Consider the following 14421-nt stretch of genomic DNA (forward strand, 5'->3'; position numbering starts at 1 on the left):
GGGGAGGGGCGGCGCCCCGGCGGTGCGGCGGGCCGCGGAGTCGCCTCCGTCGCCCGCCGCACCGGCGTCGGTCACCAGCCGTCGAGGCCGAGCTGCTGGGCCTGCTTGGTCACGTCGTCGTCGTACTGCTTGGCGCCCTCGGCGGCGGGGGTGATGCCCGAGCCCACGGCGACCGTGATCTGCTCGAGCGCCGGACCCTTGATCGGCGAGAGGAACTCGAGCGCGAGGCCCGTGTTGTCGGCGTCGAAGTAGGGCTGCATGTCCGACACCAGCGCGGGCACATCGTCCGGCAGGGTGCACCCGTCGACCACGAACGGCCCCTGGGGCGCCGCGACCTCGCTCTGGATGTCGCAGCTCTCGGGAGTGACGAGGAACGCCATCAGCTTCTTCGCGCTCTCGAGCTTCGCGCCCTCGGTCGACTTGGGCACGTAGACCGCGTTGGGCTGCCAGACCGTCAGCGGGTTCGAGTCGGCGGACTCGCCCGGCAGCGGGAAGAGGCCGACCTTGTCGAGCGAGTCGGGGTAGTTCTGGATCAGCGGGCCGGCCGCGAAGGTCAGCATCGGGTACTGAGCGCCCTCGCCGGTCGCGACCATCCGGACGCCGTCGTCGTAGGTGGCCGACGCGTAGTCCTCGTTGGTGAGACCCGACTCCGCGACCTGCTGCAGGTGCTCGAAGCCCGCGAGGGCCGGCTCGTCGACGTACTTGGCCTTGTTCGCCGTGTAGTCGGTCGCCCACTCGGGGTCCTCCGCGAGGACGTTGGCGAAGTCGCCGAGCACGAAGAGCTGCGAGGTCCAGGTGTCGCCGTAGGTCTGGATGATCGGCGCGACGTCGCCGGCGGCCTTGATCGCCTCGCTGTTCGCGATGAACTCGTCCCAGGTCTTCGGCACCGTGAGGCCGAGCGAGCTGTAGACGTCCTTGTTGTACAGCACGGCACCGCCCATCGCCTGGCCCAGCGGGATGCCGTAGAGGTCGGAGTCGGTCGAGACGACCGTGCGGAAGCCCTCGTCGAGCGAGTCGACCCAGGCCTCGTCCGAGAGGGGAGCGAGGTTCTGGTCGGGGTTGAGCGCCTGGAAGAGCGAGCCCGAGTTGTAGGCGAAGACGTCGTTCATCTCGCCCGTGGCGAGGCGGGTCTTGATCAGGTTGTCGCCCTCGCTGCCCTGGGGGCGCGTCTCGATGTCGAGGGTGATGTCGGGGTTCTCCTCCTCGAACGCCGCCTTGAGCGCATCCCAGAGCTCGACGGTCGCCGTCTGGTTGTCGATGAGCACGCTGAGCGTGGCGCCGTCGGCGGAATCGCCGCCACCGCCCGTGCTGCAGCCTGTGAGCGCGAGAGCGAGAGCCGCTCCTCCTGCGCCGAGGGCGAGCCGTGCTCGCCGGTTCTGTCGGAACGACATCCAAATACCTCCATGTATCGACAACGTCACTGTTGCGGGGGTGCCCGAGGCGCCGTTCCCGACCGTTCGACGACGGCCCGAGAAGCGGCGCAGGGAGAACATACGTCGCTGCCGTGAAACGTGTCAATCGATCTACGGAAAATTGTGGACCGATCTACATGATCGTGCGTGAACCGTTACAGTGGCGTTCGCGGCGTCGCTCGACGACCCGCGATCAGGCACGTTCGACCAGGCGCGGTTCCGGGAGGAATCGTCCGCGAAGGCCCAGGGGAGGCCGTGATGAGCTCGATCGACAGCATCAACGGTCACGCGACGATCCAGGACGTCGCCCAGCGCGCAGGCGTCTCGCGCGCCGCGGTCTCGAAGGTGATCCGCAACGCCTACGGAGTCAGCCCGTCGATGCGCGAGCGCGTCACTGCGGCGATCGACGAGCTCGACTACCGCCCCAGCGTCGCCGCGAGGGCGATGCGCGGCTCGAGCTTCACCATCGGCGTCGAGGTCCCGCACCTGGGCAACGCCTTCTTCAACCGCATCGTCACCGGAGCCAGCGCCGCGCTCGAGGGCAGCCGCTACCAGCTCATCGTCGCGCCGGCGCAGAGCGATTCGGGCGAGGGCTTCCGTGCCATCGAGGCGCTCGTCGACCGGCAGGTCGACGGCCTGATCGCCGTCTCGCCGATGGTCGAGCCGGCCTGGCTCGAGCGTCTCGCGCGCCGCACACCGATCGTGATGCTCGGCCGGCACGACGACTCGACCGGCTACGACACGGTGACCAACGACGACGTCTCGGGCACCGACGCCGTGATGGATCACCTCTTCGCCCTCGGCCACCGCCGCATCGCCCACCTCACCGTCAGCGAGCAGATCACCGGACGGGTGGCCGGCGCCCCGCACTCCGTCCGACTCGTGCGCTACGAGCACCGGATGCACGAGGCCGGCCTCGCCGACCAGGTGCAGGTGCTGCACCTCGACCCCGTCGTCGAGAACGCGCGGGCCCGCTCGCTCGAGGTCTTCCTCTCGCCCGACCGCCCGACCGCGCTCTTCGCCGGCAACGACTCCCTCGCCCTCGACGCCCTCTGGGCGCGCGACGACGCCGGGCTCACCTCCGCCGACCTGGCGATCGTCGGCTACGACGACATCGAGGTGGCCGGGCATCCCGGCATCTCGCTGACGACCGTCGACCAGTACGGCGAGGAGCTCGGCGACCGGGCCGTGCGCCTGCTGCTCGAGCGACTCGACGGCCGGACGGAGGCGGTTCACTTCGAACGGACGCCGATCCTCCGGGTCCGCGATTCCTCAGGCCCCCCGCGCCACTGACCCACTCACCGCACACCACCACGCAGAAGGACGACGATGACCGACTGGACCGCCCGCTTCCTGGCCCCCGACGACGCTCTCGACGGCGCCGCCCCCCTCCTCCGCCGCGAGATCCCGCTCGACACCGGGCACGGCGAGGTCGTCTCGGCGACCCTCCGCCTCTCGGCCCTCGGCATCGTGGAGGCGTGGATCGACGGGGCGCCCGCCTCGGACGAGCTCTTCACCCCCGGCTGGACGAGCTACGAGTGGCGCCTGCGCTACTCCGAGCACGACGTGACGCCCCTGATCAGCGGCCGGGACACGGTGACGATCGGCCTCGCCCTCGGTGACGGCTGGTACCGCGGACGGCTGAGCTGGGGCGAGGGCGCCGCGCCCTACGGAACCGAGATCGCCGGGGCCGCCGAGCTGCGCCTCCGCTTCGCCGACGGCCACGAGCAGGTCGTCGTGACCGACGACTCCTGGCGCGCGGGCGCGAGCGCCACCACCGCCGACAGCCTCTACGACGGCCAGGACATCGACGCCCGCCGCGAGCCGACCGGCTGGACGAGCGCCGGATTCGACGACTCCGCCTGGGTCGGCGTCCACGAGGTCGAGGTCGACCCGGCGATGCTCGAGCCCTACATCGCCCCGCCCGTGCGCCGCCTCGCCGAGATCGCGCCGCAGAAGATCTGGACCAGCCCGTCGGGACGCACCCTCGTCGACTTCGGCGAGAACCTCGTCGGCTGGGTCCGCGTCGCGGTCACCGGGCCGGAGGGGAGCGTCGTCACGCTGCGCCACGCCGAGGTCCTGGAGGACGACGAGCTGGGCGTCCGGCCCCTCCGCGAGGCGAAGGCGACCGATCGCTTCACGCTGTCGGGAGGCGCCGACGTCTTCGAGCCGACCCTCACCTTCCACGGGTTCCGCTACGCGGAGGTCGACGGCTGGCCGGGGGACATCGCCGACGGGGCCCTCACCGCGATCGTCGTCAGCAGCGACCTCCGCCGCATCGGCACGTTCCGCAGCTCCGAGCCCCTGCTCGACCAGCTGCACGACAACGTCTACCGCGGCATGGTCGGCAACTTCCTCGACGTGCCCACCGACTGCCCGCAGCGCGACGAGCGCCTCGGCTGGACGGGCGACATCGCCGCGTTCGCTCCGACCGCCGTGTACCTCGCCGACGCCGAGGACTTCCTCCGCGACTGGCTCCGCGACCTCGCCCTCGAGCAGCAGCACCACGACGGCGCCGTGCCGTTCGTCGTGCCCGACGTGCTCAAGCGCCGCGCGGCCGAGACCAGCTTCCCTCCGATGGACTCCACGGCACTCTGGAGCGACGCCGCGGCCTGGGTGCCGTGGGCTGTCTGGCAGGCGTACGGCGACCCGACGGTGCTCGAGGAGTCGTTCGAGTCGATGGCGTCGCACGCGCGCCGCGTCCGCTCGAAGCTGTCCGCGTCCGGCGTCTGGGACACCGGCTTCCAGTTCGGCGACTGGCTCGACCCCGACGCCGCCCCCGACGCCCCGGCCGATGCGAAGGCCGACACCGGAGTCGTCGCCACGGCCTGCGCCTACCGCACGGCCCGCATCGTGGCGGACTCCGCGGCCGTGCTCGGCCGCGACGAGGAGGCGCAGGAGTTCTCGCAGATGGCCTCGGCTCTGCGCGACGCCTTCCGCGCGAAGTACGTCGCCGACCAGCGCGTCTTCAGCGACTGCACCACGGTCTACTCGCTCGCGATCGTCTTCGGCCTGCTCGACGACTCCGAGCTGGGCTGGGCCGGCGACCGGCTCGCCGAGCTCGTCGCCGAGAGCGGCTACACGATCTCGACCGGCTTCGCGGGCACGCCCTTCATCACCGACGCCCTCTCGTCGACCGGGCACATCGACGCCGCGTACCGCCTGCTCCTGCAGCGCGAGTGCCCGTCGTGGCTCTACCCGGTGACGATGGGCGCGACCACGATCTGGGAGCGCTGGGACTCGATGCTCCCCGACGCCAGCATCAACCCCGGCGAGATGACGAGCTTCAACCACTACGCGCTCGGCGCCGTCGCCGACTGGCTGCACCGCGTCGTCGGCGGCCTGGCCCCGCTCGACCCGGGCTACTCCCGCCTCCTGATCGCCCCGCAGCCCGGCGGCGACCTCACCTGGGCGGAGTCGACCCTCGAGACCCCGCACGGCCTCGCGAGCGTGCGCTGGGATCGCGCCGGCGACGACGTCTCGCTCGCCGTGACGGTCCCTGCCGGAGCGACCGCGGTCGTCCGCGCGACGGGCGCCGCCGACCGCGAGCTCGGGGCGGGGGAGCACACGCTGACGCTCTGACCGGTGGGGGGCTAGGCGCCTGCGGGCGTCGGCCCCTCCTGGCAGCGAGACGGCTGGTCAGTCGGCGCTGATGTAGGTGCGCAGGAGCGACCCGAACGGGCCGGGCGGAACGCCCGTCTCGCGGAGCATCAGTCGGAGTCCCGGCGCTCCGGCGATACGGCGGAGCACCGAGGCGGCGTCACCCCGTGCTCCGGTACCCGCCTCGTCACCGATCCGCCAGCCGCCGACCTCTTCAGGACTGTGCGCGTTCCTGATCAGCATCAGGTTGAAGATGTCGAGCAGATCCTTCAGTGCCCGCCGCGACTCGTAGGCGAGCGCCTTGACGATCAGCGCTCGCTCGACCCCGGGGACCCGCGTGGAGAACGCGAGCGGGGTCTCGTCGAGCAGGATCACCGTCACGTCGAGTTCGAGCGTTCCGTGCAGAGCGAGGTCCAGGCCCGGTGCGCTGTCGAACCCGCGCCCGCCGTGCTCCGAGCTCTCGAACCGGCCCGTGAGCGACGGTACGAGGACGTCGATCTCGCGGTCGCCCGAGACGTAGTGGTTGCCCGAACCCGGCGTGTAACCGCTGGTGATCAGCAGGTCGTGCAGTGTGCCCGCAGCGGCGACGACGGGAGACACTGCTGCATCCGCGTCCACCGTTCGACGCGTGATCATGTCGGCGCTCGGGAAGGCGGCGCAGAGGAGCGCGACCATCTGCCCGCCGACGATGCACGCATCGTCGAGTTCGGCGATCGCGAGTGATGCGTCTGCCAGTGCGAGGAGAGCTGCGTCATCGGCTCGGGACGTGGACGGGAGTGTGACGGATCTCATCGCAGCCACGTCGTCACCTCCTTGCTCAGGAGGCGCTCCACGGCTTCGTCCGCGTCGGGACCGCCACTGCGCTGCAGGTCCCACGCGGCGATGAGTGGGTCCACGGTGCGTCCGCGCGGGTACCACGCGTCCGCTGTCGCCCAGATCGTCTGATCCATCGGGACGTGGACTCGCAGTGTGGCCTCGCGAGAATCGGTCTCCGCGAAGCCGGCCGTTTCGAGGGGAAGGCTGCGGTCCGCGTAGACCACTGCGGTCCTCGGAACCCTCCATGGTGCGAGACGGTCGGCGGCGCTGTCCCCGGACAGCAGCGCTCTCAGCCCCGATGCCGAAGCCTGTTCCGCCTGCTCGATGACGGGTCGGATCGAGTACCAGAGCTGCGAGAGCCCGCCCGGACCCGGGTACTCCGCGAGGAAACGCTCGGCGAGGGCGCGAGGATCCCGAGCGACCCAACCCTGCCCGGTCCGCTGCGCCAGGAGCGGATCTGCTCTGAGCAGCTTCGAGATCGTCATCTGCGAGACGCCGCATTCGTGAGCCAGGTCGTTCTGGAACCGCGGTTCACGTGTTCGCGCGAGCGTTCGCTGGAGCGCGAAGAGCGCGTACGACACGCGGCGTCGCCTGCCGCTCGTCTGCCGATCGTCCTTCGCGACGGTCAGATCCTCTCCTTGGACGATGACGGTGCCATCGTCCAAGCCGAACAGGGCGAGTCGGGGATCGTCGAGTGCGAGGCGTCGGGTGATGCTGTTCGCGCGGGGTGACACGAATGCGGTCACCGCGCCCGATGCCGTTCCCAGCGCGTGCTTGCGCACCTCCGACGGAGTGGGCGGCCGCGGTGTGAAGACGAGGTGCGCGTCGATCTCGTCGCCGGACGAGGTGGTGATCCGCAGATCACGCGCGCTGATGATGCGCACGGCGATGCCGGCATCGAGGAGCAGCTCGTGGAGCGGCGATGAGATGGCGGAAGGACTCATCTGGGCAGTCTAAAACCATATGAACGATTCTGTTCACAAGGTTTTATCCGACCGATCTCAGACCGTGCTGAGGAGCAGGCCTCGTCCATTCCGACACGGGGCTGTCCTTGAGTGCAGTTCGTGCAAGAATGCACTCTGTGAGTGAGAGTGCAAACCAAAGGATGCGGGAGCGGCGAGCCCTGCTCGGCGCCCGCGCGCGCACCCTCGCGATCGAGCGCGGGCTCAGCGGCTTCACCGTCGACGAGCTCTGCGAGGACGTCGGGGTCTCGCGGCGCACCTTCTTCAACTACTTCCCGACGAAGGAGCAGGCCGTCCTCGGCCGCCCCGAGGAGGGCCTCGAGGGGGAGGCGCTCGAGCGGTTCCTCGCGGGAGGCGGCGTGCCCGGCACGCTGTCGCCGACCCTCCTCGACGGATTGGTCGATCTCGCCATCGAGCACTTCGAGGGCATCGGGCTCACCCCCGACGGAGCCCAGCAGCTCTTCGCCCTGCTCGAGCGCGAGCCCAAGCTCTTCACCGCACTGATGCAGGCGGGCAGCGAGCGCGACCGGCTCCTCGAGCGGTTCTCCGCCGAGCGGCAGGGCGTCGCGCCCGATGACCCGCGCATCCGCCTCGCCGTGCAGCTCGTCGGCACCCTCGCGCGGCACGCCGTCGAGCAGTCGCTCTCCCACCCCGAGGGTCCGCCGTTCGACGCGGTTCTCCGCGCACGCCTCGACCTCGCCCGCACACTCCTGACCCGCACCCCCGACCCCGAGAAGGACCGATGACCACCACCGCCGGTAATACGAAGCCGCTCCTGCTCACGCAGCGCAGGATCTGGATCATCTTCTCGGCGCTCATCGCCGGCATGCTGCTCTCGAGCCTCGACCAGACCATCGTGTCGACGGCGATGCCCACCATCGTCGGCCAGCTCGGCGGAGTCGAGCACCAGGCCTGGATCACGACCGCCTACCTCCTCGCGACCACGATCGTCATGCCGATCTACGGCAAGTTCGGCGACGTGCTCGGCCGGCGCAACCTCTTCCTGATCGCGATCGCCCTGTTCACGATCGCCTCCGTCGGCTGCGCCTTCGCGGGCGACTTCTGGAGCTTCGTCGTGTTCCGCGCGATGCAGGGCCTCGGCGGCGGCGGGCTGATGATCCTCTCGCAGGCGATCATCGCCGACATCGTGCCGGCGAACGAGCGCGGCAAGTACCTCGGCCCGATCGGCGCGGTCTTCGGACTCTCGGCGATCGCCGGACCGCTGCTCGGCGGCCTGTTCGTCGACCACCTGACCTGGCAGTGGGCGTTCTACATCAATATCCCCGTCGGCATCGGTGCCTTCGCCATCGCGTGGTTCGCGCTGACCCTGCCGAGCAAGAAGGCGCAGAAGCGGATCGACATCCCCGGAGTCGTCCTGCTCTCGGCCGCGACCACGCTGCTCATCTTCTTCACCGACTTCGGCGGCGACGCCGAGTACGGCTGGGGCGCCGCGCTGACCTGGCTCTTCGGAGCCGGCTTCGCGCTCGCGGTCGCCGGATTCATCTGGGTGGAGTCGCGGGCCGAGGACCCGATCATCCCGCTGAGCCTCTTCCGCAACCCGATCTTCGTGAACGCGACCGCGATCGGCCTGACGCTCGGCCTCGGCATGTTCTCGGCGATCGCCTTCATCCCGACGTTCCTGCAGATGGCGTCGGGCACCTCCGCCGCCGTCTCGGGCCTGCTGATGCTGCCGATGATGGTCGGCCTGATGGGCACGTCGATCGCGTCCGGCATCCTGATCACCCGCACCGGCAAGTACAAGATCTACCCGATCGTCGGCACGATCCTCACCGCGATCGCGATGACGGCGATGACGACGCTGGCGGCCGACACCCCGATCTGGCTGATCTGCGTCTACCTCCTCGTCTTCGGCGCCGGACTCGGCCTGATCATGCAGGTCGTCGTGCTCGTCGTGCAGAACGCGGTGCCCGCCGAGCAGATCGGCACCGCGACCAGCTCGAACAACTACTTCCGCGAGGTGGGAGCAGCCCTGGGCGTCGCGATCTTCGGCACGATCTTCACGAACTCGCTCACCGAGAAGCTGACGGCCGTCTTCGCCGGCTCGGGCGACGCCTCCGCCGCGGCCGCCACGCTCGACCCGCAGACCCTCGAGACCCTGCCCCAGTCGGTGCAGGACGGAGTCGTCGCCGCCTACGCCGACTCGCTCGCGCCGGTCTTCTGGTACCTGATCCCGTTCATCCTGATCGCGCTGGTGCTCGCAGTCTTCCTCAAGCAGATCCCGCTCTCGGACCAGGCCGGCATGGTCGCTCGCGGCGAGGCCGTCGGCGGTGCCGAGGCCGAACGCCTGTCGAGCGAGCAGACCGCCGACACCCGGGGCGTGCGCACGCCCTGACCTCGCGGAGACGATCGGCGGGTCAGGCCGCGATCTCGTCGTCGAAGGGGTCGTCCTCGGCGGGATCGGCGTCGCCCTCGTCTGCGGCGGGCAGCTCGGCGGCGAGGCGGGCGCGCTCGACGCCCGCGATCAGCACCGCGAACGCCTCCTCGAGCGAGTCGGAGTCGCGCAGCAGGATGCGCTCGCCGCTCTCGATGTCGAGGCGCACGGTCTTGTAGACCGGCCGCGACAGCTCCGCGGCGAGGGTGATCAGTCCGAGTGCGACGCCGGCGCGGCGGGCGCGGGCGACCCAGCGATTGGAGTGGGTGCGGAGCAGGATCATGGCCGGGCCGTTCTCGAGGCAGGGGGTGTGCGGCGGGGGAAGGTATGCGTGGATCCTCTCCGAGCTTCCTGTACGCGGGGCCTCCGTGTCCTGCACTTGACATCAGAGGCGCGATCCGTCGTTCTGCGACAGGATGAAGACTCGAGACGATGCAGGGGGATTGCATGGCTGAGAGCACCGAGACGAGCGCCCGGACGGATCCGAGCACCCGGACGGATCCGCGGTTCCACGCCGCCTACCAGCGCGGCTACGACGGCCCCGAGCCCGAGCGGCTCACCCGGGCGGAAGAGCGGTTCCGGCGTCCGCGCCGCGGTGAGGCCGAGGAGGAGCGCCGCAGGCAGGAGCCTCCGGCCGAGGCCCCGCGCATCCCCGAGCGCTGGCGAGAGGTCCGCGTGCCCCCCGAGTCGTCGGAGCCGCTGCCCGCGCCCGAGCTGCCGGCGCACGAGCCCGAGCCCGAGCTCGAGGAGCGGGCCGAGACCGACCGCGCCCGACCCTCTGCGGCCTCGCGCACGGCGATCGCTCTCGCCGTGATGGGAGCGCTGTTCCTCGTGGTCGGGGCGGCCACGCTCTGGACCGCTAACGCGTCGATGTACTACGACACCGTCACGGGGCCGGAGCAGTTCTTCCGCGCTGTGCTGATGTACGTGCCCGGCCCGGGGATCACGATCGGGCTCCTCTCGATCGGCGGAGCGATCACCCTGAAGGCGGCGCGCTCGTGAGGCGGGGCACGGGATGGTGGCCCGCTCTCGTCGCCTACACGGCACTGCTCTGGGTCGTGACGCTCGCGGTCCCGGCGGTAGCGGTGACGCTGCCGAACGAGTGGAGCTACAGCCCCGAGAACGTGCCGCCGCTGGCGATCCTGGCGAACTCGCTGTACACGCTCGGCCCGGCGCTCTTCGAGGCGACCCTCGCCATGACCGCGGGGACGGTGGCATTCGGCGTGTTCCGGGCGCACCGCGCGACGGCTGACGAGCCGGTACGGGAGGCGCCGTCGGACGACGACGCGACCTCGGGCTGGGCGCGCATCGTCGGCTGACTGCCGTCCCCGCTACTTCGCCAGTGCTCCGAAGTGGAAGAGGTACGTCGCGTCGAGGGTGTCCTCGAGGCCCGTCACTCCGGCCGCGGCGACGACGGTCTCGCGGCCCTGCAGCAGCGGGATGATCGGCGCGTCGGTCGCGGTCACCGCCTGGAGCTGCTCGATCGCGGCGGCGCGGGCGTCCTGGTCCGTCGCGGTCGCCTCCGCGTCGATCAGGGCGTCGACCTCGGGGTTCGAGTAGCCGTTGGCGACCGAGGCCCCTGTCGACGAGTAGGCCGAGCGGAGGAAGTTGTCGGGGTCCGGGTAGTCCGGGAAGAAGCCGAGCTGGTAGGCAGGGTAGCCCGAGTCGGGCGCGAGCTGGGTGACGTAGCTGGTCCACTCCGTCGACTGCAGCTCGACGCTGAAGAGGCCGGACGCCTCCAGCTGCGACTCGATCAGCGCGTACTCCTGATCGGAGTCGGGGCCGTAGTGGTCGCTCGTGTACTGGATCGGCAGGGTCACCGGAGTGGAGACCCCGGCGGCCGCGAGGATCGACGCGGCCTTCTCGGGGTCGGGAGCCGCTCCGTAGACGTCCGAGAACGCCTCCGTCGCGCCGAGCTGGCCGTCGAGCACGACGGAGTACGCGGGCGCGTAGGTGCCGCGGTAGACCTGGTCGGCGAGCTCCTGACGGTCGACGAGCGAGGCGACGGCCTGGCGGATCGCGAGCTTCTGCTCGGCGCTGCCGCCCGGCTGCGTGTTCACGTTGAAGGTGAGGAAGCGCACCGAGCCGCCGGGTCCGTCGACGACCTGCAGGTCGGAGTTCCCCTTCAGGTCCTCGACGTCGGTCGCGGTGAGCGAGCGGTAGGCCACGTCGACGGCGCCGTTCTCGACGTCGAGGCGCAGGTTGGTCGACGAGGTGTACGGGCGGAGGACGACCTCGTCCGTCTCGGGGGCGGTGCCCGAGTAGGAGGAGTTCGCGGTGAGCTGCAGCAGCCCGCCGTCCTCGTAGCTCCCGACCGCGTAGGGCCCGGAGCCGATCACGTCGGCGTCCTCGAGCAGCGCGTCGGCGGGGAACACCTCCTCGTCGACGATCGGCCCGGCCATGCTGGTCAGCACCGACGGCCAGGTCTGGTCGTTCGGCACCGCGAGGGTGAAGACCACGTCGTCGCCGTCCTGCGCGACCGACTCCATGTTCGCGAGCAGCGGTGAGGGGCCGGTGTCGGCGGCGATGTCGAGGACGCGCTGGAACGAGAAGACGACGTCGGAGGCGGTGAGCTCGTCGCCGTTCGAGAAGGTCAGGTCCGGCGTGATCGAGCAGCGGTAGGTGGTCGCGCTGTCGTAGTCGCAGGCCTCGGCGACCTCGGGGACGGGCGTGGTGTCGCCGTTCTCGTAGGTGAGGAGGTGCTGGTAGATCTGGTTCTGCGGCGTGAAGCTGCCGCGGTCCCAGGCTCCGGCCGGGTCGAGCGAGACGATCGAGTCGGTGGTGCCGATGACGAGGCGATCGCTCGCCGCAGAGCCGCCGGACGCGCCGGTGCAGCCGGCCAGGGCGACGGTGGTGCCGAGCACCGCGAGGGCGCCGAGCGCGCGGAAGGAGTGCATGCTGCTGCTTTCGTAAGGGTGGGGGAGTCAGGAGGGTGTGAGGCGGAAGCGCTCGAGCGCCTCCGCCCCGTCGGCGAGGTCGGCGAGGAGCTCGCCGAGCACGGGACCGAACTTGAAGCCGTGCCCCGAGAAGCCGGTCGCGAGGGTGACGCGGCCGACCCGGTCGAGCACGAAGTCCTCGGTGGGAGTGGTGTCGTAGAGGCAGCTGATCGGGTCGGCGCTCGCCGCATCCGCCCCGGGCACCCACTCGGCGACGTAGCGCTGCAGGCGGGCGAGCGCCTCGGGCTCGGGACGGCGGTCGCCGCGCTGGTCGGGATCGATGACGCGGCCCGTGCCGTGCTCGCCGACCTTCACGCCGACTCCGGGGGTCGCGAGGCCGTAGATCGTGGGCAGCGCGCCGCGGTGGTGCACGAAGCTCGGCCAGCCGTCGAGACCGGTCGCGAAGTGGGCCGGCTCCTCCTGGGTGACGCGCACCTCGGGGATCCCCAGTCCGGCGGTCGAGACGAGGTCGCCGACGAGTCCCGGGGTCCAGGAGCCGGCGGCGACGACGACGGCGTCCGCGGTGATCGGTCCCTCGTCGGTGACGAGGCGGACGCCTCCGTCGCGCTCGCGGATCTCGTGGACGCCGACGCTCGCCCGCACGGTCGCCCCGTGGGCCTGCGCCGACTCGAGCAGCGCCTCGATCGCGGCGGCGGCGTCGAGCCGGCCGCCCTCCGGGTGCAGCAGCACGTCGGTCTCGAAGCGCAGTCCCGGCCAGCGGCGCGACGCCTCCGCCGCGTCGAGGCGCTCGACGGGGATGCCGTCGCGGGCGAAGGCCTCCTCGATCGCGAGCAGGGCGGAGGCGTCGCCGTGGTCGATCGCGCCGGTCGGGGTGAACAGGCGCCGACCCGACTCGGCCTCGAGCCGCGCCCACTCGGTCGCCGCACGACCGGTCAGCGCGCGGTAGTCGTCCTCGACGTAGCCGCGGCGGAAGATGCGCGTCTCGCCGTGCGACGAGCCGCGGTCGTGGCCGCGCTCGAAGCGCTCGAGGACGAGCACGCGGTCGCCGCGCTCGGCGAGGGTGCGGGCAGCTGCGGCTCCGACGATTCCCGCGCCCACGACGACGACATCGCGGCCGGTCATCGGGCGTCGACCTCGCGGCGCGGAGGCATCGCGGCCAGCACCGCGGCCTCGTCGGCGAAGGGCTGCGGCGCGAACCGCGACGGCGCGTACCGGTCGGGGTCGCCGAGCGACGAGCGGCCCTCGAGCACGAGCTCGGCGACCAGGCGGCCGAGGCCCGGCCCGTGGGTCACTCCGGACTCGTTGTCGCCTGCGGCGACGAACAGCCCGGGCAGCTCGGGGACGGGACCTGCGAGGAAGCGGCGGTCGGCCGTGTACGAGACCACGCCCTGGGTCCACTCCGTCTCGCGCACGGCGTCGGCGGAGGCGGGCAGCAGTCGCGCGAGGATCGGCGCGAGGTGCGCGTCCATCGCCTCGACCAGGTCGGTGCGCCGCGGTCGCCGGTCGGCCTCGGCCTCGCCGAGCGGCTCGTAGCCCACGCCGTTGCCGTAGGTGAGCCCGCCCCGGTGCTCGCGGACCCAGAGGCCGTCGAGCTCGGGCAGCATCAGCGTCGGCAGCGGCGGGAGGCCGAACGGCGCGGTGGTCAGGCGGCTCGCGACGACGCGGGCGAGGGGGAGGCGGCGGCCGAGCGGTGCGAGCAGCTCGTTCGTCCACGAGCCGGCGGCGAGGACCACGGAGTCGCCCGTGAACGTGCGGCCGTCGGCGGTGCGGACGCCGCTCGCGCGGCCGTCGGCGGCGAGGACCTCGGTGACGGGCGCGTGCTCGACGATCTCGACTCCGGCCGCGCGGGCGACGGCGACGAGGGCGAGCGCCGCGTCGGGCGCGCTGATCTGGATGCCGCCGGGCTGGAGGAATCCGCCCGTGACGGCCGCGGGGTCGAGGCCGGGGATCACCTCCGCGGCTTCGTCAGGGGTGAGCGAGCGCGACCCCTCGGGCCGGAGCGGGTGGTCGGCGAGCGGGCCGAGGTGATCGCGGACGCCGTCGTCGGTGACCGCGAGCCAGGCGCTGCCGGTCTCGCGGAGCAGGATGTCGACGCCGTCGGGATGGACGGCCAGCGCCCGGTAGAAGTCGATGCCGTACTGCTCGAGATCGCGCTCCGACTCGTTCCAGTACCAGGCGTAGCCGGCGGCCCAGAGGCCGACGAAGCCGGCGCCGGCCGCGGTGGTGGCGCTCGCCGCCGCCCCCGACTCGACCAGCGTGACGTGGGCGCCCGACCGCGCGAGGTGGAGCGCGGTGGCCGTCCCGAACAGCCCCGCGCCGACGACGACCACATCCCGACTCAT

13 protein-coding genes are annotated in these 14421 nt (G+C 71.4%); 6 read left to right on the top strand and 7 right to left on the bottom strand.

Features of this window, described 5'->3' with window-relative positions; all coding sequences use genetic code 11:
- Positions 1-71 precede the first annotated feature (71 nt).
- On the bottom strand, positions 72-1391 hold the full coding sequence (locus tag GRS96_RS06260; RefSeq protein ID WP_159988038.1) for an ABC transporter substrate-binding protein: 1320 nt from the start codon (positions 1389-1391) through the stop codon (positions 72-74).
- A 279-nt stretch (positions 1392-1670) separates the two neighbouring features.
- Between GRS96_RS06260 and GRS96_RS06265 the strand changes: the two genes are divergently transcribed.
- Together GRS96_RS06265 and GRS96_RS06270 are read left to right on the top strand one after the other, a co-directional pair.
- A complete protein-coding gene (locus GRS96_RS06265) occupies positions 1671-2705 on the top strand; it encodes a LacI family DNA-binding transcriptional regulator (RefSeq protein ID WP_159988039.1) in 1035 nt (344 codons plus the stop codon).
- Positions 2706-2741: 36 nt separating this feature from the next.
- Positions 2742-4994 carry an alpha-L-rhamnosidase gene (locus tag GRS96_RS06270; protein WP_159988040.1) on the top strand — a complete coding sequence of 751 codons (2253 nt, stop codon included), beginning with the start codon at positions 2742-2744 and terminating at the stop codon, positions 4992-4994.
- Positions 4995-5051: 57 nt separating this feature from the next.
- Here the strand turns inward: GRS96_RS06270 and GRS96_RS06275 are convergent, their stop codons facing one another.
- Positions 5052-5813 (bottom strand): hypothetical protein, encoded by a 762-nt coding sequence (locus GRS96_RS06275; protein WP_159988041.1) that lies wholly within the window; start codon positions 5811-5813, stop codon positions 5052-5054.
- A complete protein-coding gene (locus GRS96_RS06280; RefSeq protein ID WP_159988042.1) occupies positions 5801-6712 on the bottom strand; it encodes a hypothetical protein in 912 nt (303 codons plus the stop codon). Before GRS96_RS06280 ends, GRS96_RS06275 begins: the two co-directional genes overlap by 13 nt.
- A 197-nt stretch (positions 6713-6909) precedes the next feature.
- Between GRS96_RS06280 and GRS96_RS06285 the strand changes: the two genes are divergently transcribed.
- Together GRS96_RS06285 and GRS96_RS06290 are read left to right on the top strand one after the other, a co-directional pair.
- Entirely contained in the window at positions 6910-7536 is a 627-nt protein-coding gene (locus tag GRS96_RS06285; protein ID WP_159988043.1) for a TetR/AcrR family transcriptional regulator, read from the top strand.
- Positions 7533-9143, top strand: a complete 1611-nt coding sequence (locus tag GRS96_RS06290; RefSeq protein ID WP_159988044.1) for an MDR family MFS transporter — start codon at positions 7533-7535, stop codon at positions 9141-9143. Before GRS96_RS06285 ends, GRS96_RS06290 begins: the two co-directional genes overlap by 4 nt.
- A 22-nt stretch (positions 9144-9165) precedes the next feature.
- Here GRS96_RS06290 and GRS96_RS06295 read toward each other — a convergent pair whose 3' ends face one another.
- A complete protein-coding gene (locus GRS96_RS06295; RefSeq protein WP_159988045.1) occupies positions 9166-9465 on the bottom strand; it encodes a hypothetical protein in 300 nt (99 codons plus the stop codon).
- Positions 9466-9629: 164 nt separating this feature from the next.
- On the opposite strand from GRS96_RS06295, the gene GRS96_RS06300 reads away from it, so the two are divergent.
- Positions 9630-10184, top strand: coding sequence for a hypothetical protein (locus GRS96_RS06300; RefSeq protein ID WP_159988046.1), 555 nt, complete (start codon positions 9630-9632; stop codon positions 10182-10184).
- Positions 10181-10501, top strand: a complete 321-nt coding sequence (locus GRS96_RS06305) for a hypothetical protein (protein ID WP_159854684.1) — start codon at positions 10181-10183, stop codon at positions 10499-10501. Before GRS96_RS06300 ends, GRS96_RS06305 begins: the two co-directional genes overlap by 4 nt.
- Positions 10502-10513: 12 nt before the next feature.
- Here GRS96_RS06305 and GRS96_RS06310 read toward each other — a convergent pair whose 3' ends face one another.
- From GRS96_RS06310 to GRS96_RS06320, 3 genes are read right to left on the bottom strand one after another with little or no spacing between them, the layout of a single operon-like run.
- On the bottom strand, positions 10514-12079 hold the full coding sequence (locus tag GRS96_RS06310) for an ABC transporter substrate-binding protein (RefSeq protein ID WP_159854683.1): 1566 nt from the start codon (positions 12077-12079) through the stop codon (positions 10514-10516).
- 27 nt (positions 12080-12106) lie between these two features.
- Positions 12107-13201, bottom strand: a complete 1095-nt coding sequence (gene solA, locus GRS96_RS06315) for an N-methyl-L-tryptophan oxidase (protein ID WP_159854681.1) — start codon at positions 13199-13201, stop codon at positions 12107-12109.
- Positions 13198-14421 (bottom strand): NAD(P)/FAD-dependent oxidoreductase, encoded by a 1224-nt coding sequence (locus tag GRS96_RS06320; RefSeq protein ID WP_159988047.1) that lies wholly within the window; start codon positions 14419-14421, stop codon positions 13198-13200. The genes solA and GRS96_RS06320 overlap by 4 nt, the downstream gene beginning before the upstream one ends.

The organism is Rathayibacter sp. VKM Ac-2803 (genome assembly GCF_009807175.1).
Classification (GTDB): Bacteria; Actinomycetota; Actinomycetes; order Actinomycetales; family Microbacteriaceae; genus Rathayibacter.